The sequence below is a fragment of the Desulfobacterales bacterium genome, assembly GCA_029211065.1.
GTDB lineage: Bacteria > Desulfobacterota > Desulfobacteria > Desulfobacterales > JARGFK01 > JARGFK01.
Genome location: JARGFK010000062.1, coordinates 1 through 19,897, shown reverse-complemented (window position 1 = coordinate 19,897; position 19,897 = coordinate 1). Strand labels below are relative to the sequence as shown.

The window sequence follows — 19,897 nt, the reverse complement described above, 5'->3', positions numbered from 1 at the left end:
AGCATCAGCCCTTGCTCTGGCCGGTCGAGGCCTCATGCTTTTTGATTTTCCGCCATAATGACACCCGATCGATGCCAAGGACCTCCGCCGCCTTGGTGCGGTTATAGTCAAAATGAGAGAGCACCCGGTGGATATACTCTCGTTCCAGTTCTTGCAGGGTAGGGAAATGCTGGTCCGAAGGCAGGTGCGCCGATTGGATTTTTGGGCGATCAATTTCTTTGACAACGATATCGATTCCGCTGATTACCAGGTGCGTTCCATTGGACCGCAAAGAAGCTGGACGAATGGAGCCGGCCACAGGTTTTCTTTTTCTTCTCTCCTTCATTTTTTCATCAGCTCCCTGGCCGTGTCATGCTCGCCCGCTTCGGCAAAGGCCGCCGCCGACATGCTCCCGATCTTTTTTTTGGCCTGAGCCGCGGCGCGGATGCGATCGACCAGCAACTCGATGTCAACCGGTTTTTTCAGATAATCAAAGACGCCCAGCCGGCGCGCTTCGGATTCGTCAAGATCGTTGCCGTGACCGGTCTGAATGATGACCTGAATTTTCGGGTACTTGCTTCGCACCCGCCGGAGCACTTCCATGCCGTCTATTCCGGGCATTTTCAGGTCAAGAATCATGACATCCGGCTCACAACCGTCGACAACGGAAATGGCCTGTTGGCCGTCAAGAGCGGTATTGCTTGCCAGATCGCGCAGTTCGAGTCTTTCGGCCAGGGTTCTGACGAAATCTTCTTCATCGTCAACAAGTAAGAGTTTGATGTCGCTCATTTCTTCTCCTTTTCTCTGTCGGAATCGCCTGTGTTTTTGCCCGGATCTTTCTTGGCGGATAAACCTCTCTCTTTTGTGCTGCTGCTGGAACCATTGAGTATTTCCAGGGCTGTCTCGAATTCGCTGGCCTGGGCAAAGGTGGCGGCACTCATCGCATCTTCAAAAACCGAAAAGATTGAGCGTTTCGCCTGTTTTTTCTGCCTTTTCCTGCTCCGTTTCAGCGCCTTATTAATTCTTTCTCTTAAAGTCACGGTGTCAAACGGCACCAGCAACTCGTCTCCGGCTCCGGACCGCATGCCCTCAATCGACCCGCTGATGTTGCCGCTTCGATTGACGATCAATGCTTCCGCGAAGGGCATCAGCGGTTTAATCGTGTTGAAATAGTGCAGGGCTTCAGTTGCCTTTTGCCGGACATCGATCAGTGCGACATCAATTGCCTTGCGCTGAGAAGGGAAAACTTCCCCGATTCCGAGGCAGAAAACGTCCGCACCCCACTCCTTCAACTTCAGGCCTAGAGTATCCTTGAGCGCCTGGTCATCGGTTAGAATCAGGAACAGGGACTTATTCCAGTTCACGGCCGCACGAACCTCATATTTTCTTGCACAATCGGATTACGAAATCTCAGCCGGCAGAAGTCCATACGTGACCCGAACGCCGCTTAAGCCGACCACATCGAGAAAACTATTTTTGGCCTGCGGAACAGGATGTTCATCAAGAAAGAGCAGAGCCTCCCGGTCGAGTCCGGCTTCCGCAAAGGTCACGGCCATGAATATTTTTTGCAGCCAGCTTATTTTGGCGTTTGGCCGCGAGGCAGGCATCATTTCACGGGCAATATCCCATTCCCCTGCTTCAGCGAAAGTGATTGCGGTCATCCAGTTCCGTTTCATGTCGGTCGTGATCTTCATGACGGTTTCTCCTTGTTGATGGCATGAGTAACTCAACACTTCATCGCTAATCTTAAGCAAAGAACATGCCACGAAGAAATTTCACGTACAATCAACTATTTATGTTATCGCGGCAAAATCCACGGTCCGAGTTCGAAACCGAATGAGACATACAGAAACATCTTGAAACAAATGGTGCGCAATCCATAAAGCCACTCCCTCGGGCAGTGGCGCCGCAACCAGGCTGCCATACGGTTTGTCTTGCAAACTCATAGGAATAAGCCAGGACCCCGGCAAAACAATGATTGATTTTGTTCTGCCGGCGGGGTAAAATGTGGAACAATTCGGAACAGCATTCCGCAAGCATCTTCTCCAGAACAGGGACGAAACGATTATTTCTTCGAATTTATGAAAAAGATTCCACTTAACAATATTATCAATGGCATCCCTCACGCCGTAGCCATCCTGGACGAGCAACTGCGCATCCAGGCAATGAACAGCGCGCTGGAAAACCTGTCCGGCTACAGCGCCTCCGAGGCACAAGGAATACTTATCGACTATATTCTCCGGGCCGACGTCGGCGCCAAGGAGCTTGGCGCCGCTTTTGAGGACGAAAAGTTTTTTTCCCATGAAGGAAACACCATCAGCGCCGCGCGCAAGAAGGTCGCCGTACGCATCAGCGCCTCGCCGCTGAAGGACAGAAAGGAGCAAATCGCCGGTCTGCTTGTTTTTGTGGAGGACATCACCTTTCTACGTGAGCTTGACGAAAAGGTACACCATCGCTCTACTCCAGGGGGGATTGTAGGACACAGCCGGGGAATGCAGGAAATCTTCGAACTGCTGCCGGTGTTGGCCGCCACCGACGCCACTGTTCTTATTACCGGCGAAACCGGCACCGGCAAGGATCTCCTGGCGGAGACCATCCATCGGGTCTCCAAGCGGGCGCAGTATCCATTCATCAAGGTCAATTGCGGCGCCATCCCCGAAAGCCTGCTTGAATCCGAGCTTTTCGGGCACAAGCGCGGCGCATTCACCGGAGCGCACAACGATAAACCCGGCATGTTCCGCCTGGCCCAGGGCGGCACGATCTTTCTTACGGAAATAGGAGATCTGCCGTTGCTCTTGCAGGTCAAGCTGCTCACCGTTCTCGACGACCGGGAATTTTTCCCCCTCGGCAGCACCAGCAAAACCAATGTGGATGTGCGCATTATCACCGGGACGCATCGCGATTTGAAACAGCTGGTCCAGGACGGCGGCTTCCGGGAGGACCTCTTTTACAGGCTGAATGTGCTAAGGGCTCATCTACCCCCATTGCGGGAGCGGGGTGATGACATCAGGCTGTTGCTTGATCATTTCCTTGGGGAGATCAGCGCCGGGGCCAAGAAGAACATCAAGGGGTTTACCAGGAAGGCTTATGACATCCTGGAAAGTTATGACTTTCCGGGGAATATCCGGGAACTCCGAAATATCGTGGAATTTGCGGTCAGCATGTGCCGAGAGGGCTGGATCGACATCAATCACCTGCCGACAAATATCCTGTTACCGAAGCCCCCCGCTCTAACCAGGCAGCCGGATGAAATGGGAAAAAACCGCCGGGAAGCCTCAGCCGGCACACCCGTCTCGAATGACATCCCCATAACGGGAGCCAGCTGGCCTGAAATAGAAAAGCAGAAAATCCTGACCGCCCTGTCGAAAACCAACGGCAATCGCACGAAAGCGGCCAAACTGCTTGGCTGCGGCAGAAGCACATTGTGGCGGAAAATCAAACAGCACAAAATCGGATGAAGGCGCCATGACAAAAATCCTCCTGACCCTGACCAACGACATGATTGCCCCACGTTTTGACCTGGCCACCGAGGTGCTTATCGTGGCCCGCGAAAACAAGCAGATATCCGGCAACCCGAAGTCCATGCTTCTTCCCGGGCCTTCGGCGGACGAACTCTGCGGGCTGATCCTCAAGGAGGATATTTCCATCCTGGTCTGCGGCGGCATCGAGGAAGAACATTGTCAGTTTCTCACCTGGAAAAGAGTAACGGTGCTGGACCGGGTCATCGGCAAGAGCGAGGATGTCATAAGACAGGTGCTTGACGACACACTGCACCCGGGCGACATTGTGAAAAAATCCGCCCGGACAAAAGGAGGGAGTAAACAATGAAAAGATTTTTTCCGCGTTCCCGGGAAGACTGGTTTTTCTGCGGGACCGACAGCGCCTCTTTGTCCATTGAGGATCGATCCCGTTGCCTGAAGCGCAGTCTGCTTATCACCATGATGCTTATAACCATGATCCCGCTCTGCCTGACGGTCGGCATCAGTTTTATTCAGTACAGAAAACTCCTGCAGGAAGAGACATTTATCAATGCAAGCTGGAGCGCGGAGAATGCCCGCCAGACCATTGAAGCGTATCTCGAAAGACTTCAGGCCGCCATCCTCGTCGTTTCCGACGCCTATACAATCCAGGAGCTTGTCAAGCCCAAAACTTTCGGCCAAATATTCTTAAACTTAAAGGCGGAGCATAAAGGGCTGGTCGACTTGAGTCTGATCGGGCCGGATGGCACCCAGTTGTCTTATGCCGGTCCTTATGATCTGGCCGGGAAGAATTACAGTGACAGTCCGTGGTACAATCAGGCCTTGACCAGAAAGGTCTTTGTCAGCGAGGTGTTTTTGGGGTATCGAAATATCCCACATTTTGTCATTGCGGCGAGCAAAAGGAATCCGGACGCAAGGGGATGCTGGACGCTCCGGGCGAGCATCGACACCGAGACCCTGGATCGATTTCTTTCCGCGGTGAACAACGAGGCGGTTGACGATATTTTTCTGATTAACGAGCAGGGGGTTCTGCAAAGTTCATCCCGTTATTACGGTCGGGTGAACAGCAAAGTGGTTCTGAAGATCAAACCGAAAAAAAGCGGAATCACCATGCTAACCGATCAGAAAGGCGGGCAATCGGCTATCCGGGCGATCGGGTACGTGCGGGGTACCCCATGGATACTGGTCCAGGATCACCAGGGTTATTTTCACAAAAAAACCTGGTTGTCCTTTCGGAGCCAACTGGCGCTCATTTTTTTAATCTGCTTCGTTCTGTCGGGAGCGGTTGCATACAGGGTCGCCACTTTCCTGGCAGCGAGCATCCGAAAATCGGAAGAGTCACGCGAACTCATCCTCCAGGAAACCGAGCATACCGGCAAACTCGCTTCCATCGGCCGTCTTGCCGCCGGCGTGGCGCATGAGATCAATAATCCCTTAGCCATCATCAATGAAAAAACCGGCCTGATGAAGGATCTGCTGCAACAGGCCAATGATTTCCCATACCGGGAAAAATTCCTCGCGCAACTCGATTCGCTGGAAAACGCGGTGTCCCGCAGTCGGGTGATCACCCACCGCCTTCTCAGTTTTGCCCGCCGCATGGAGGTTAAGCTTGAACGAATCGCACTCCCTGAAGTTATTGAGGAAGTCCTGGGATTTCTCGACAAGGGGGCGGCCTATCGCAATATAACGATCGAAAAATTCTTTCACCCCAATCTGCCGGCCATTCAGAGTGACCGGGGACAACTGCAGCAGATATTTCTGAACATCATCAACAATGCCATCGATGCCGTGGGCGAAGGCGGCGAAATCAGTATCTCCGTCCAGGAAACGGCGCGCGGAACGCTCCAGGTTGATATCAGCGATAACGGCCCCGGCATTGCGCCGGAAATTGCGAAAAACATTTTTGAACCGTTCTTTACCACCAAGAAAGGCAAAGACCAGCAAGGGACAGGGCTTGGCCTGTCGATCTCCTATGGGATAGTGAAAAAACTCGGCGGCGATATAACCGTGAACAGCGAGCCGGGAGTCGGCACGACATTCAGCATTCTTTTTCCTGCCGTCACGGATAATACAGAGGAAACCGGCAATGACAAAAATTAAGGTTCTTATCATAGACGATGAAATGGAATTTGCCACTACCCTGGCGGAACGTCTTGATCTGCGAGATTATGAAAGCAAGGCCGTGGAGAGCGCTGACCAGGCCTTCGTGCTTTTTCAAACCGGCTGGACTCCCGAAGTGATCATTTTAGATTTGAAAATGCCGGGAGTGGACGGCCTGGCGACTCTGGCCATGATCAAACAGCACAATCCCGCCATTGAAGTCATAATGCTGACCGGCCATGGCTCCACCGCCAGCGGCATCGAAGGAATGCGTCGGGGACTTTTCGACTATCTGATGAAACCGGTTGATATCAACGAGCTGGTGGAAAAAATTAACGAGGCTGCAAACAAACACGGACCTTAATTTTAGACGCAAATAATTTGGATTAGTGAGTTCTCGTTTACATCATATCTCATATTATCCCGATGCCCATGGCCAACGCCAGCATAATCAGCATCATGGCAATGAATCGCCGGAGTCCGGTTATGGTCATTTTCCCCAGCAGGCGCGAACCGGCGAATGAACCGGCAAATGCCGAGAATGACCCAATCATTATCAGGCCGATGACTCCCTGTTCGCGCAGGACGGAAAAATCATGATGCAGGAAGGTGAGGCCATAGATGACCAGGCGGGAGAGATCCACGACCACGGCGGCAACGACCATAGTACCGATTAATGACCTTTTGTCCAGGCCGGCACGGACGAGAAAGGCCGTGCGCAGCGCCCCCTGATGACCGGACAGGCCGCCCAGAAAACCGGAAAGAATGCCGCCCAGCGGAATAAATTTTGCGTCAAAGGCAATATGCCGGAAATAAGGGCTTAACTCGACGCCGGCGATAGTGATTATCAGGCCGGCAATAACTATTTTTACGGGGGTAATGTAAATTGTTCCGCCGAAAAGATCATATTCGGCAAGGACTGAAAAACTGGCAACATAATTGAGCAGCAAGGCGCCGCAGACAGCGGCAATCGCCCCGGGCAGGGCAAAGAGCAGCACAATTTTCAGTTTAGCATGTCTGCCGACCAGAAGAACCTTGAAAATATTATTGGCCAGATGAACCATTGCCGTTGCGGCAATCGCGATTTTCACCGGAAAGAAAACGGCAAAAACCGGCATCAGCAGGGTGCCGAGTCCGAAACCCGAGAAAAAGGTAAGACCGGCAACAAACAGCGCTGTAACGGAAACAAGCAGATATTCCATGGCAGGACTCGCTAGACAGGTTGAAGGTGACCAGGCCGCGGGGAGAAGATTTTTCCTGCCTTGCAAGCTGGCGGTTCAGCACCGGAATTACATTACAATAGAGCCTCTTGCAAAATGAAGATCGTAGCGAGATCGAGATAAAAATGCGCTGAGCAAGGATAAAGTGTGAAATCGACCGGAGGCTTAGCAGCGCTACGGCGAGGACGATTTGGCACTGAAAACGCCGCACAGGGTATTTTTAGCCGATCGGAGTAGATTGCTCATTTTGCAAGATGCTCAATATTATCTGAAAAATTCCACCAGATATTTTATAGCGGGAAAGAGGATACAGCAGGCAAGTATCCATTTGATAATTCCGGCGGGCACGAATTTCTGAAGTCTTGCGCCGCAGTACATGCCGGCAAAGCCGCCGATGCCGAACAGAAAACCCAGTGCCCAGTCCGGTGCTATGGCCATGCCCGGGTAAAGTGGGGCCATAAGCTGATAAAAGGCGACACCCGCCACCGAGGTGACAAAGGTGCCCATCAGCGCCGCTCCGGCCACGGTATACACCGGAAGCCCGAAGAAACTGACAAAAAACGGCGCGATGATAGCGCCGCCGCCGATGCCGTACACCCCGCCGACAATGCCGACCACCAGGCTCAACGACAGTATGCCCATGGTGCTTATGCTAAAGGTTCGGCCATGGAAATCATAGACGATGCGGAAGAGGGAAAACTTTCTGACCACAATCCGCGGCAGCTCATCCCTGCCTCCCGTCCGGCTGCCGACATTTGCCCGCCGGGAATCTTTAACAAGGACCTGAAACTGCTCCTCCACCGAGGCTTTGTTGCCTGGGCCGGTCTTTTTTTTCAGCAGGTCCCTTACCAGTCTGCCGCCGATATAGAGGAGAACCAGACCGGCAAACATCTTGAAATTTCTCGGATCGGGAAGATAGCGGATACGTAGAATCGCACCGATGAGCACCCCCGGCAGGGTGCCGATAATAACGGCCCAGGTGAGCGGCCACACCATACGGCCCTCTTTGATATAGCGATAAACCCCGCTCGGAATGGCGACGATGTTAAAAAGCTGGTTGGTGGCGCTTACCGCCGGGCTGGTAAAGCCAAGCACGCTCACCTGGAAGGGAAGCAGCAAAAAGGCGCCGGAAACCCCGCCCATGGAGGTAAAAAAAGAGATACAGAAAGCCACGAGCGGGGGTATCCATAACGCTACTTCTATGCCCGCCGTCTGAAAATACATCTCCGGTCCCCTTGTAAAAACAAATAAACAGCTTTTTTACGGATGAATTCGGCTTGTTACGAATTAATCAACTGTTAACAATCACTTTTTTAACTGCCTCAAGGCGTGAAATTTCGTTAAAGAGAAACTTCAATGGCGTGGAATTCTTTATGGAAAAGGTGTAACGACAGGCCGTCTCTTCCCGCGGGATATCTATTTCATAATCAACGAAATTTCACGCCTTGAGGCAGTTAAAAAAATGTCATGTATTATGGCCTTATGTCTGCCGAACACGGATAAAACCTGTTCATCCTTAAAATCCTGCCCGGCGATAACGGGAAGATTCCTGCAAAGAATACTCGTTGATTTATTGCCGATAATTCGCCCGATATTCAGGCTGATGACCGTCAGTCCGCAGGCAACCGCCGCCGGGATATAGAGGCCGGTGCCGACAGCAATGCCGATGGCGGAGACCATCCACAGACAGGCCGCGGTGGTAAGACCCTGTATGGAGGCGCCGGTTTTGATGATAACACCGGCCCCCAGAAAACCGATGCCGGTTATGGCGCCGGCGGCAATGCGTCCCGGATCTATGCGGATGAAGGAGGGATCAATGACGCTCAGCAGGTAGAAATGTTCGGAAACCAGTATTATCAGGACCGAAGCGATGCAGGTGAGCATCTGGGTCCTTAAGCCGGCGGACCTCCCATGTACCTGCCTCTCATAGCCGATGATTCCGCCCAACAACGCTCCCATCGTCAAACGAAGAACCGTTTCGGTGGTCTCGGCCCCCAATGCCAGGCCAATAAATACTTCCATTGTTTCAGCCATGTTTTTTAATGTTGTTCAGGTGTCAGATAACACCCAAATAACAGTATCCTGATGCCTGACACCCGACACCTTAACGCCGCGATTAATATTTTTTCAGCACGGCCGGCATATTTTGTTTGCCGCCGCTCTAATGTCCGAGGATGACCTTCTTCATCTCATTGAAGATCTCCATGAGTCTGATCATGCCGATGATTTCGTCACCTTTCCGCACCGGCAGACGGCCTATATTACCGGACACCATTACGTGGACAGCCTCGGCGAGGGGGGCCTCTTCATCTATGGTAAGTTCAATGGGCGCCATGATCTCCTTGGCCTTTTTTTCTACCTCTGCCTTGCACTGTCCTGAAAATTGGCCCTCGTAATAAAACACCGGATAGTCCTTGAATGTTTCCCGGGTAAACCAGGATTCACCCATTGAACTGACGTCACCTCTTTGGGCATTGTACTTCGGATCCAGCCCCAGAAGGATATCCCTGACGCTCAATATTCCCACCGGCTTCTTTTTTTCATCCAGAACCAGGACCGCCCGATGTCCCGAATTATCCAGAACTTCAAAGGCATCCTTGATGGATTGCTCCGTGGAAATAGCGCCATAGTCCTTGATGGGAATCATCAGGTCCCTTACCTTTCTCTCTTTATCGTTTTGCATGACAAACCTCTTTTTATTCTTTTTATTCTTGCCGTAATTGTGAAGGCCGGACGGCTGGCGGATGAGAGCGCCGGACGATTATTTTTTTTCCTTGATCTGTTTAAAGACCCGTCCCGGATGAGCTTCCAGCTCGCTGATCTTACACTGCATGATCTCCTCTTCCCGCGCCTTTTTCCTCTCGTAGGCCTTACGCATCTTATCCAGCATGACGTTGATGTCCGCCGGTTTGACCACATACTCGCAGGCCCCCAGCTTCATGCCTTCAACCCCGGACTCAATGGTGGCATGGCCGGTGAGCATAATTACCTCCATGAGCGGTTTCATCATCTTCATTTTTCTTAGGGTCTCAATGCCGTCCATGCCCGGCATCTTGACATCCAGAATAACCACGTCAAAGAGTTTTTCGCCCAATATTTTCAGGGCCTCCTCCCCGCTTTCAACGCCGGTGACGCTCAGGCCTCTCTTTGCAAAACGGTTGACCAGACTTTCCCGAAAATCATCCTCATCATCAACAATCAATACCCTGAAGTTATCCATGGTGTTTTCTCCATTGTTAAATAATCAGCAGATAGGCAAGCAGCCCCACCGGGACGGTGACAAATCTGACTATACCTTTATTTTTTTCTAACAAATTCATTTGTTTATTGCGCCGTTGCCGAAAGCCGGCAAGACGATCAAGGGCAATGTTCAGCAAGACTATGATAAAAACTATATGCAGCGTTGCTCTGGCGATCCTGGAAAGCCGGACGTCAAACACTTCGTATGCGGCCACCTTGCTCATAAAAGCGCTGATCAAGGATTCTCGCGCCGCAAAACCCGGCTCAAAGACCAGGGAAGCGGCGATGTCATGAAACCGGCTTTCATACAGGGTCTGGTCGGCACCGGCGGCAACCAGCAGATCAAGGTAAACAAGGTGGGTGCGACCCAGATAAACCCCATGGTATTCTCTTACCTCATCTTCCCCGGGAAATCCATACCTGCAGGTGAAGCTGATACGCGCATTCTTTTTTCCCAGAACCAGGTTTTCAATGACAGCGTCTTCCGCCCCCTGCTGGATATGGCGCATGCGGATGGCGTCGGTAAATTTAAGGATCGTGGCAACGTCAAAAAACTCATCTGCGGATAAATAATCTTCATAAAAACCGAAACGCTGTGTTACATGCCGGTGGGTTTTAATGCCCAGAATGACGAGATGACTGTCATTGGTTCGGTCAGGCTGATCTTGCGAAAGAACCAGGGGGGCATCATATTTTTCCAAGGCCTCCCTGGCCAATCGAAGCTGCGCCGGTGTCATGGAAACCGGGCTTGGCTGCTCCGCAGCAAGCCTGAACGCGGTTTCAGGGACGGCAAGGGAAAAACGGGCCTCGGCATCCGTAAAAAGTCGGCTGTCGGCGCCACGCGCAACCATATTGGTTGCGATCAGCAAGAACCCCAGCAGCCCGGCAGCAACCCAGAATCTGCCCAGCCGGGGACCAGGCCTGCCGCATTGTCTGCCAGGCGCTGCTGGCATCTTTGCATTCAAGTCCACATCCTCATAGTCCACAATCTGATCATGCCGCTATTTAATCGCCGGCCACGGCAGGAGCTGCCAGTATCCGTAAAATGCCCCGACCCACAAAAGGACCACGGAGATGACCACAAAGGGCAGACCGTATTTGAGAAAGTCCAGGGGGGTCAGGAGCTGCTTGCCGGTCTCGGGATGGACGGCCATGCCGTAGGCAATGGCATTGTTGACCGTGCCGACGATCATAGCATGGGCATAGGAAGAGCCGAAGGAACAGGCCAGACCGACCTTCCACAGATGCACGCCGCCCATGGCGGCCATGGGCAGGACCACCGGGCCGATGGCGCCAACCGCGGCGCCGTCGCTCATGAAATTGGTAATGATGGTGGTGACCATGCTGGCCGCCATGACAATTCCCATGCCGCTGGAGAAATAGTCCGGCAGGAGGCCGACAAACTCCCGGGCCACCCAGACGCCGGCCCCGGTGTATTTCAGGGCCACACCCATGGCGCAGGCCCCGGCATAGAGGCCGACCACATCAAAACGCACCCTTTTCTGCACCTGTTCCCAGGTCATCAACCGTAAGAACAGGATGAGGAAGACCACCACAAAGGTGGCGCCGCCGAGACCCAGGGTATCACTGGCGAACATCCAGAGAAAGATCTGGGCCGCAAAGAGTACGGCCATCAGCAGTTCCTTGCCGCGCAGCGGCCCCATGCCCTCCACGTTCTTGCGCATGACTTCGCCGATATTAAGCTGCTGACCGGGGCCGGTTTTCACGACCATGGAAAAATACACCCACAGGCCGCAGGCCATGGCCAGGATGGGTACGATCGGCAGGCCGTACATCATCCACTGGCCGAAACTTATCGGCAGGCCGTATTCGCTGAAATAACCGACCATGATGGCGGCGCGGCCGCCCACGGCCGGCGAGCCGGAGCCGCCGATATTGCCGGCAAAGCAAATCCCTAAAAACAGGGCGCAGGCAAGGGCGTGCAGTTGTTTCTTGTTCAACCCCGCCTGTTCGCCGGCCATGTACACCAGGACCAGGATGGGGCATAACAGCGCGATCAGGGCATGCTCGGACAGAAAGCTCGAAAGCATGGCCAGGGCCGGGAAAAAAAGAAAACAGAAGCCCTTGAGCGATTTGATCTTCCCCAGCAGGATAAAGCCGATCCGGCGGTCAAGCCGGGTGACGCCCACGGCCGCCGCCAGGATGAGCACCCCGGCGATAAAAAAGACGGCATCCTTCATGTAGGCCTTCGATATGTCTCCAATGGGCAGCAGGCAGTATAGATACAGAAGCACGCCGACCAGGACGTTGGTGGCCCCCAGGGAAATCGCCTCGGTACCCCAGAGCAGGGCGATGGTGAACAGAACCGCCACGCAGAGCTTCATCTGCCAGGCCATCTTCTCAGCGGTCAGCTCCTTTTTCTTCATGAGCTTTTTATAGGAATCCACATAATTCGTGGTGCCGCTTGAATACTTAGCGCCCGTGGCATTTTGTTCCTGGGCCAGATTCACCATGCTCTGCGGGACCGGAACCACATAGACGATTGAAAGAAAAAACGCCAATAACCCCAGGATGATAAGCGGCTTGTGCCCCGCATCCCCGATCCACCATTCGCGGGAAAAAAGTTTATGCTCTCCCTCTGTTGCAGAAACTCCATGTTCCATTTTACCCTTCCTCCTTTTCGCCTGTAGGTTTTGTTTCTATTTGTTCTTTTTGCGGAATTTTTCCCGCTGAAAACAGCCCGGGGTAATGTTCATTTTAGATTGGCCATGGTAACTTCATGCTTCCGGTTGCAACCGTTACCGGAGTGACTCCTGATCCTGTGAACCGGGAATAAGACCCTTTACAGTTCAAAATTACATCTGGGGCATATTCGAGCTACCCACAACATCGAAGTTTATGCCAGGTAGTTTCTGGTGCTAAAACGTAAATGTATCGCACAAAAGGTCTAAATTTGCGCGCCTGCTCCACCCGCGGCCCTGGTGATCGTATTGCATCGCAAATCCAGGCAGGTCAACTCGTCTGCATAGCAAAAAGAGCATAAAGCATGCCAAGGTATGAATGAAAATTCATTAAATCATCAAATAAGGGCGCGGGCATGTTCTGCCGAAACCCTGGCAAGACGCACCTGGTTTGTTATGGTCGGCGTGGTGGTGAAAGTTTTCGTAAAAGCGAGGATGCCGCGGGAAAAAACTTGCGGTGAACGTGAATTATTCTAAAAAAGGTGGTCCGGCGACCCGGGGCCGGTCAGATTGTGTCCAATAAATAAGACAGTGTTTTGTTTAGTGGACACATGTCGGACATTTTTGACGGGACGGTTTTGGGGAGAATTTTTTAGAAGCGGCTTTGGCTGGCCATAAATTCCGCCATTAATTTTCTATACCGAGAGCTTTCATCTTGCTGTACAGAGTGCTGCGGCTGATGCCGAGAAGTTTGGCCGCCCGGTTCTTCTTGCCGTCAGCCTCTCTCAAGGCGGTCGCAATCGCCCTTTTTTCTTTTGTTCGGATCAGGTCCCGGGTCGCACTCTTGAGTAAGTTCAAACCATTCCCAGGCTGGGTCGTATCCCCGTCAGTTGCGGGAAAAAAGAGTGAAGTCTCATCGATACTCCGCCCCGAGTTAAGAAGGACCGCCCGTTCCATGAAGTTTTCAAGTTCCCGCACATTGCCGGGCCAGGGGTTTGCCATGAGGGCATGCATGGCGCCTGGAGTGATGTCGGAGATATTCTTCTGGTAGGTTTTGACATATTTGCGCATAAAGTGATGGGCAAGGGGCGCGATGTCTTCGGCTCTCTCTCGCAGGGGAGGAAGGTTGACGGGCACCACGGCCAGCCGATAATAGAGATCTTTGCGAAAGGTGCCGTTGCTGATAGCCTGCTGCAGATCGACATTGCTGGCGACAATCACCCGCACATCCACCTTGATGTTGGTGACGCTGCCCACCGGTTTTATCTCTTTTTCCTGGAGAACCCGCAGCAGATTCAACTGCACGGCCGGCGAAATGTTGCCGATTTCATCCAGGAAGAGGGTGCCGCCGTGGGCCGCGAAAAACAATCCTTTTTTTTCCTTTACCGCCCCGGTGAAGGCGCCTTTGACATGTCCGAACAGTTCGCTCTGTAAAAGATGCTCCGGCAGAACGCTGCAGTCCACACCCATAAAAGATTCATCCCTGCGGCTGCTCAGGTCATGGATTGCCCTGGCGATCAACTCCTTGCCGGTGCCGCTTTCCCCCTGGATAAGGACGGTCGCCTGGCTGTCGGCAATTTTGCTGATGAGTTTCAAGACGCCGTCCATGGCCTTGCTGTTGCCGATAATTTCCTTGAAACAGTCCCGTTCCTTAAGTTCCATGCGCAATCGTCTGACTTCATCATGGAGCCTGCTGTATTTTAAGGTCTTGTTGATTACCAGCAGAATGTCATCTTTCCGGAAGGGCTTGGTGAGATAGTCGAAGGCACCGGCCTTCATGGCCTCAACCGCCGAGCCGATGGAGCCATGGGCGGTTATGACAATAAAGGGGATATCCGGATGGTGGGTCTTGACCTCTTTCATCAGCTCCATGCCGCTCATCTTCGGCATGAGAATATCGGAGATAATAAGGTCAAAGTTCTCCTGATCCAACAGGCCGAGGGCCTCCGTGCCGCTCTCGGCGGTGCTGATCGTAAAGGCTTCCTTGCCGAGGATTTTCTGAAAGAGTTTGAGCATGTTCTGCTCGTCATCCACCACCAGAATTTTTGCGAGCATTGTTTCTCCCTCAGTCATGAATAGGAAAAAAGAGACTGCAAGTGATGCCGCCGCTTTTGTTGTTCTCTATGGCGATTCTGCCGAAATGATCGTCCATGATGCGCTTGCAGACGGAAAGGCCCAGGCCCGTTCCCTTGCTGCCCTTGGTAGAAAAAAAGGGGTCAAAAATACGGTCGATTTCCTTGGCGGCAATGCCGTGGCCGGTATCGGTCACGGTTACTCGTATCAAGCATTGGTCATCTTGCTGCTGCCTTTCCGCAACACGATTGATATCGAGCCCGAGCCTGCCGCCGTCCGGCATCGCCTGGACCGCATTGATCATGACATTGAGAAAGACCTGCTGGATAAGATGGGAATCAATCTCCAGACAGGGGAGTTCCTCCTCTTCGGTCTTCATGACCCGTATCTTGTGTTTTTTGATCTGGGGGCTGAGCAGCGAGACCGAATCTTCCAGGAGTTGCCGGATGTCGGTGCATGTCCTTTCCGGAGGTTTCTGGCGGGCAAAGTCGAGAAGGTCCTTAACCACCCCAACGCACCGGCATGATTCCTGTTCGATGATTTTTAATGTTTCAAAGAGCGGGTGGTCCTCGGGGGTTTCATTCAGCATATCCTCGACAAAACCGAGGATAATGCCGAGCGGATTGTTGATCTCGTGGGCCACGCCGGCGGCGAGTTCCCCCATACAGGCAAGCTTGCTTGACTGGTTGACCTGTTCCTGCAGGACATTTCTTTCCGCCAGCAGCCGGCGGTATCGTTCCTCCTCCGCCCGGGTCTTGCCCTCCTGAACACGTTTGGCCGTCACGTCCTGCATGGTGAGCAGCAGATAAGGGGTTTGCTCGTGTTGAAAAGGGGCAAAGGAGATGCTGGCCATAAATACCTGGCTGTCATTTCTCAGCAGGTCTATGTCAACTTCCGTTGTTTCCCTGATCTTGGGCAGGGTAAAAAAGATATAACGATCCTGTTCATATGGAGCGCAGAGGTCACGGATGTTAAGCTGCAGAAGCATATTGATGTCATAGCCGGTAAAGACCTCGGAACTTTTGTTGGCAAAGAATATGCGGCCGGCCCCGTTAACAACCATCAGAGGGATTGTTGTCCCTTCAATCATATTCTCGTAAAATGTATTATTCAATACCTCGTGCAAGACTTGCCGGCGCTCCGCTTTCAGTGTTCATGTTTCAATCAAAAGCTAAAATAATCGTGCAATAACAGAATGTTGCAGAGGAAAATGGCGCCAGGCGCCTCCAATGCTTCCATGTTGTTTGATTGCGGCTCTGCTGTCTTGGGATAATCGTAATCGTTCAGCAGCACCCCATCTGCTTTGTTATCGGCCTGCTCACGTAGCACCAGTTCGCAGGCCTCTGCCGCGCATCTGAGGCACTGATAAACGATTAAATGCCTGTGGTTGTGGTACTCTTTTAGCTCACCCGGGTGAACGGTTACGAATAATTACCCTCTGTTTTCGTTTTCTTGGTCAGAAACCTGTTCCTCGCCTGCTCATGGTTCCTTGGTCTGACGAATTTTTTCCTCATGAAAGAATTTCTTTTTACACGCCCGCCGCATTTTTTCCATCAAGCCGTCGATATCGGCAGGTTTCATGACGTATTCAAATGCCCCGAGTTTCATCCCCTGGATGCCCATTTCAACGGAACCATGCCCGGTCAGCATAATCACTTCAATCAAGGGTTTTTTTCTTTTTATTTCCTGCAGTGTCTCCACTCCGTCTATCCCAGGCATCTTGACGTCCAGGATGACTACATCAAACCGCACCTTGTCCAGCAATTCAAGGGCTTTTTGTCCGCTTTCCACCCCTTGCACGTCCAGGTTTCGTTTGCGTAAACGTTTGACCAGAGTGTCACGGAAATCCTCCTCATCATCCACAACCAGCACATTAAATTCCGGCACGAATCCGTCTCCTTATCCTTTCTTCATCGGAAGGATGATTGTAAATACCGTTCCATGTCCATCTTGACTGTCTACGGAAATCCTGCCGCCCAATTTTTCCATGATACTGTAGCTTATGGATAACCCCAGACCAGTGCCCTTGCCCACCTCCCTGGTGGTGTAAAAGGGATCAAAAATCTTCTTTTGCACCTCTTCAGGAATTCCCGGACCGTTATCAAAGAACAATACGGCAATATATTTTTCTTCGGAATTATATGTTGTCTGGATCTTGACTTCACCATTTTTCCCAATGGCATCGATGGCATTATCAAGAATATTGAGAAAAACCTGCTGAAGTTGGGCGGAATCGCTCATGGTCTCCGGCAGTTCCTCAAAGTAATCGGTCAGAATGGCAATGTTGTTGAATTTGGCCTCATTTTCCAAAAAACTGATGGTTTCATCCAGCACCCGGTTAACGTTCACTCTCTCATTCATCGGCTCCATTCGCCTGGCAAAACCAAGAAGACGATGCGTCACCTTTCGTGCCCGTTCAACATGGCGATCGATCTTGTCGAGACTGTCTGAAAATTCCTTAAAATTTACACTGTTGGCGACGTCTTCCTCCTCAAGCAGATCTTGTATCCACCCAGCCTTTTCCTTAATGACGGCCAGGGGATTATTCACTTCGTGAGCAATGCCGGCGGCGAGTTTCCCCAAGGCAGCCATCTTGCTCGATTGAATAAGCCTGTCATCCAGTGCGGCCTTTTCGCGTTCAGATTGAATCAACCTGGCCATCATCAACCTTGTAATAAAAAAGCCCGACAACAGGATCACAAAAAAACCGCCCACAAAGACAACGATGCTGATGAACCGCGCTATGGTGAGAGGACGCAATTCATGTTGGGGGGACTGTTTTATTACCAGAAGCCACGTCTTGTCTTTTATCCATCTTGTGGCAAAGAGCGCTTTTTCACCGCCGATACCTTTCATCGCGACGCGATTGCCAAAGCCGGCTTTTATCAACCCGGAATATTCTGATTGTTCCAGGACGTTCCCGCCTGAACGAGGCTTGGTCTGCAGGATACCCTCCTTATTGATGATAAAGGCATCGCCGTTTTCTCCGACCTGGGCAGATCCGACAATGTTGTCAAAGACCTCGGAATTGATGGTCGCACGAAGTATCCACGGCTTATCTCCACTCCATCCCCGCACGGCAATAATAAAATGCGGGACTTTTCGAAACCCCATAAAGACGTCGCTGATGTATTTGTCGTTTACCAGCGCCAAGTTAAACCAGTCCGTATCCCTGTAATTCTGCTTTTTGAGGTTGTATGGACCCACATAAGCCAGGTGTCGGCCATCGGCATCGATGACGCCCAGGTCAACGAAAGAGCGAGAATGTCTCTGGAGCGAAGAGAACGCCTCTTCCAGGCCTTCCTGATCTTTGAGCCTGTTGAAGGTATAGCCGTCCACCAGCAATGACAACTGGGCCGTACGCTCTTTTAAAAAAATAGCAATGGTGTGCTGCCTGTTTTCCGCCATATTCTTCAGATCTTGCATGATCCTCGTAGTATAGGCTACGCGAAACTGATAATAAATGGTCAGCCCCAGAGAGGAAAGCGGCACGATGGCAAAAAACAACGCCATGCAAATAATCTTGCGCTGTAATATTCTGTGTTTCTTGCTTGCCATATAAATATCCCGTTGTGATGAATTTCATATGCGGAAAATTTCCGGAACAGCAGGTCTATATAATTCATGCAACAATGCAAAAATCACATGCATAATACATGCCAAGAAGTGGTAGCCGTTCACAGTGCGAGCTAAAAAGTACCATAAGTAACTGGTATGTACCCGTTGGCAGTGCCTCAGATGCGCGGCAGAGGCCCGCGAACTGCACTGGCGCTATGTGAGCAGGCCGATAACAAAGCAGATGGGGCCTGCTGGTAGAGGTGTCACCCATTAGGTGAGGAGGTGAGGTGAGGTGATAGGAAATTGTTTTTTCGGGGTTCGGGAAAATGGCGGCCAAGGCTCGAAAACCACACGGCGGCCCGGCTGAATGGGACGGAAATAAGCCCTGCGATCGTGAAAATTACCGTTGTAAACAAGCGCAGGCCCATCTCACCAAATCTTTCTCCCTTCAGAAATAACCCGCGCTCGAAATATTGCTTAATATTTTCTACTTGCGGAAAAGATTTTTGTCAAATAGAAATGGAATAATGAGAGGTTGAGACAATCAAGGGAGGCCGGCAAGACAAGACAAATTGTCTCGTTGCCTTCGTGCTTTTTCAAACCGGCTGGACTCCCGAAGTGATCATTTTAGATTTGAAAATGCCGGGAGTGGACGGCCTGGCGACTCTGGCCATGATCAAACAGCACGATCCCGCCATTGAAGTCATAATGCTGACCGGCCATGGCTCCACCGCCAGCGGCATCGGAGGAATGCGTCGGGGACTTTTCGACTATCTGATGAAACCGGTTGATATCGGCCCGGATGAGCAGCGGGAAGCCTGATCAATTCGGATGGATGGCGGCAATGGTCGACCTTGAAATGAGTGTATCGAGGCCGTGCTGCTCATCCGGGCCGATGGCTGCGCGGAGCGGAGCCATCAACGAGCTGGTGGAAAAAATTAACGAAGCTGCATCGAAGAACAATTAGTATCAACTTTAGCGCCTAATGAAAAGCACGCCCGAAACAGAAGAAAGAAAAAATCTCGAATATGCGCAGGAGGCGTTGCGCGCCGCGGTGGCTGGAATCGACGCCGACCTGCGGGAACACGCCGCGAAGATCCGCGAACAGAAGAGCTATTTGTGGGAACACCGGGCGGACATGGACCACGTGGAAAAGATTGCCGGCCGCCAGTCCCTGGAACATCGCGCTCTGGTCGCCGAGAACGTTTTCGCCCGGAAACAGCGGCTGCTGAAGCTCCTGCTTTCGCCCTACTTCGGCCGCTTCGATTTCATCCGCGATGACCAGACCGAGCCGCTGGCGGTGTATGTCGGCGTCCACGCCTTCTCCGACGAGAAGCGGAAAAAGAACCTCATCTATGATTGGCGGGCGCCGATTGCCGCCATGTTCTACGATTACGAGACCGGCCCGGCGCGCTACGAATCCCCCTCCGGCGACATTGCCGGCGATATCACCTTGAAGCGCCAGTTCCGGATTCGCGACGGCCGCATGGAATTCATGCTGGAGAGCGGCCTGAACATCCAGGACGATGTCTTGCAGGAAGAGTTGAGCCGCGCCTCCGACGACCGGATGAAAAATATCGTCGCTACCATCCAGCGCGACCAGAAC

The 19,897-nt window shown here is 52.1% G+C and carries 21 protein-coding genes; 6 read left to right on the top strand and 15 right to left on the bottom strand.

The genetic code is table 11. From position 1 onward, the window contains the following. Positions 1-4: 4 nt before the first annotated feature. The 4 genes from P1P89_14150 to P1P89_14135 are packed head-to-tail and all read right to left on the bottom strand — an operon-like array spanning position 5 to position 1,673. Complete coding sequence (locus tag P1P89_14150) at positions 5-325, bottom strand: helix-turn-helix domain-containing protein (GenBank protein ID MDF1592654.1); 321 nt, start codon at positions 323-325, stop codon at positions 5-7. Continuing rightward, positions 322-768 carry a response regulator gene (locus P1P89_14145; GenBank protein ID MDF1592653.1) on the bottom strand — a complete coding sequence of 149 codons (447 nt, stop codon included), beginning with the start codon at positions 766-768 and terminating at the stop codon, positions 322-324. The genes P1P89_14150 and P1P89_14145 overlap by 4 nt, the downstream gene beginning before the upstream one ends. Beyond that, a complete protein-coding gene (locus tag P1P89_14140) occupies positions 765-1,343 on the bottom strand; it encodes a hypothetical protein (GenBank protein MDF1592652.1) in 579 nt (192 codons plus the stop codon). The genes P1P89_14145 and P1P89_14140 overlap by 4 nt, the downstream gene beginning before the upstream one ends. 36 nt (positions 1,344-1,379) lie before the next feature. Next, positions 1,380-1,673, bottom strand: coding sequence for a hypothetical protein (locus P1P89_14135; GenBank protein MDF1592651.1), 294 nt, complete (start codon positions 1,671-1,673; stop codon positions 1,380-1,382). A 387-nt stretch (positions 1,674-2,060) separates the two neighbouring features. Between P1P89_14135 and P1P89_14130 the strand changes: the two genes are divergently transcribed. From P1P89_14130 to P1P89_14115, 4 genes are read left to right on the top strand one after another with little or no spacing between them, the layout of a single operon-like run. Beyond that, on the top strand, positions 2,061-3,437 hold the full coding sequence (locus tag P1P89_14130; protein ID MDF1592650.1) for a sigma 54-interacting transcriptional regulator: 1,377 nt from the start codon (positions 2,061-2,063) through the stop codon (positions 3,435-3,437). Between the two features lie 7 nt (positions 3,438-3,444). Beyond that, entirely contained in the window at positions 3,445-3,807 is a 363-nt protein-coding gene (locus tag P1P89_14125) for a hypothetical protein (protein MDF1592649.1), read from the top strand. Next, the gene (locus P1P89_14120) at positions 3,804-5,558 is read left to right on the top strand and encodes an ATP-binding protein (protein ID MDF1592648.1); all 1,755 of its coding nucleotides are present in this window, start codon (positions 3,804-3,806) and stop codon (positions 5,556-5,558) included. Before P1P89_14125 ends, P1P89_14120 begins: the two co-directional genes overlap by 4 nt. Further along, positions 5,545-5,922 carry a response regulator gene (locus P1P89_14115; GenBank protein ID MDF1592647.1) on the top strand — a complete coding sequence of 126 codons (378 nt, stop codon included), beginning with the start codon at positions 5,545-5,547 and terminating at the stop codon, positions 5,920-5,922. Before P1P89_14120 ends, P1P89_14115 begins: the two co-directional genes overlap by 14 nt. Positions 5,923-5,971: 49 nt before the next feature. Here the strand turns inward: P1P89_14115 and P1P89_14110 are convergent, their stop codons facing one another. The 11 genes from P1P89_14110 to P1P89_14060 form a co-directional block, all read right to left on the bottom strand. Further along, positions 5,972-6,760 carry a TSUP family transporter gene (locus P1P89_14110; protein MDF1592646.1) on the bottom strand — a complete coding sequence of 263 codons (789 nt, stop codon included), beginning with the start codon at positions 6,758-6,760 and terminating at the stop codon, positions 5,972-5,974. Positions 6,761-7,042: 282 nt separating this feature from the next. Continuing rightward, positions 7,043-8,002: a sulfite exporter TauE/SafE family protein gene (locus tag P1P89_14105; GenBank protein MDF1592645.1), complete on the bottom strand. Its 960-nt coding sequence runs from the start codon at positions 8,000-8,002 to the stop codon at positions 7,043-7,045. A gap of 192 nt (positions 8,003-8,194) precedes the next feature. Continuing rightward, positions 8,195-8,800: an MgtC/SapB family protein gene (locus P1P89_14100; GenBank protein MDF1592644.1), complete on the bottom strand. Its 606-nt coding sequence runs from the start codon at positions 8,798-8,800 to the stop codon at positions 8,195-8,197. A gap of 139 nt (positions 8,801-8,939) precedes the next feature. Beyond that, on the bottom strand, positions 8,940-9,461 hold the full coding sequence (locus P1P89_14095) for a CBS domain-containing protein (protein MDF1592643.1): 522 nt from the start codon (positions 9,459-9,461) through the stop codon (positions 8,940-8,942). Positions 9,462-9,539: 78 nt separating this feature from the next. Continuing rightward, positions 9,540-9,998: a response regulator gene (locus tag P1P89_14090; protein ID MDF1592642.1), complete on the bottom strand. Its 459-nt coding sequence runs from the start codon at positions 9,996-9,998 to the stop codon at positions 9,540-9,542. 16 nt (positions 9,999-10,014) lie between these two features. Beyond that, on the bottom strand, positions 10,015-10,983 hold the full coding sequence (locus tag P1P89_14085) for a hypothetical protein (GenBank protein MDF1592641.1): 969 nt from the start codon (positions 10,981-10,983) through the stop codon (positions 10,015-10,017). Positions 10,984-11,019: 36 nt separating this feature from the next. Further along, entirely contained in the window at positions 11,020-12,642 is a 1,623-nt protein-coding gene (locus tag P1P89_14080; GenBank protein MDF1592640.1) for an SLC13 family permease, read from the bottom strand. A 705-nt stretch (positions 12,643-13,347) separates the two neighbouring features. Next, a complete protein-coding gene (locus tag P1P89_14075) occupies positions 13,348-14,715 on the bottom strand; it encodes a sigma-54 dependent transcriptional regulator (protein MDF1592639.1) in 1,368 nt (455 codons plus the stop codon). 10 nt (positions 14,716-14,725) lie between these two features. Next, positions 14,726-15,847, bottom strand: a complete 1,122-nt coding sequence (locus P1P89_14070; GenBank protein MDF1592638.1) for an ATP-binding protein — start codon at positions 15,845-15,847, stop codon at positions 14,726-14,728. Between the two features lie 365 nt (positions 15,848-16,212). Continuing rightward, positions 16,213-16,620 carry a response regulator gene (locus P1P89_14065; GenBank protein ID MDF1592637.1) on the bottom strand — a complete coding sequence of 136 codons (408 nt, stop codon included), beginning with the start codon at positions 16,618-16,620 and terminating at the stop codon, positions 16,213-16,215. A 12-nt stretch (positions 16,621-16,632) separates the two neighbouring features. Next, on the bottom strand, positions 16,633-18,291 hold the full coding sequence (locus P1P89_14060) for an ATP-binding protein (GenBank protein MDF1592636.1): 1,659 nt from the start codon (positions 18,289-18,291) through the stop codon (positions 16,633-16,635). A gap of 588 nt (positions 18,292-18,879) precedes the next feature. Here P1P89_14060 and P1P89_14055 point away from each other — a divergent pair. Together P1P89_14055 and P1P89_14050 are read left to right on the top strand one after the other, a co-directional pair. Continuing rightward, on the top strand, positions 18,880-19,113 hold the full coding sequence (locus P1P89_14055) for a response regulator (GenBank protein MDF1592635.1): 234 nt from the start codon (positions 18,880-18,882) through the stop codon (positions 19,111-19,113). Positions 19,114-19,276: 163 nt separating this feature from the next. Then, a partial coding sequence (locus P1P89_14050; protein ID MDF1592634.1) for a hypothetical protein occupies positions 19,277-19,897 on the top strand: 621 nt, incomplete at its 3' end.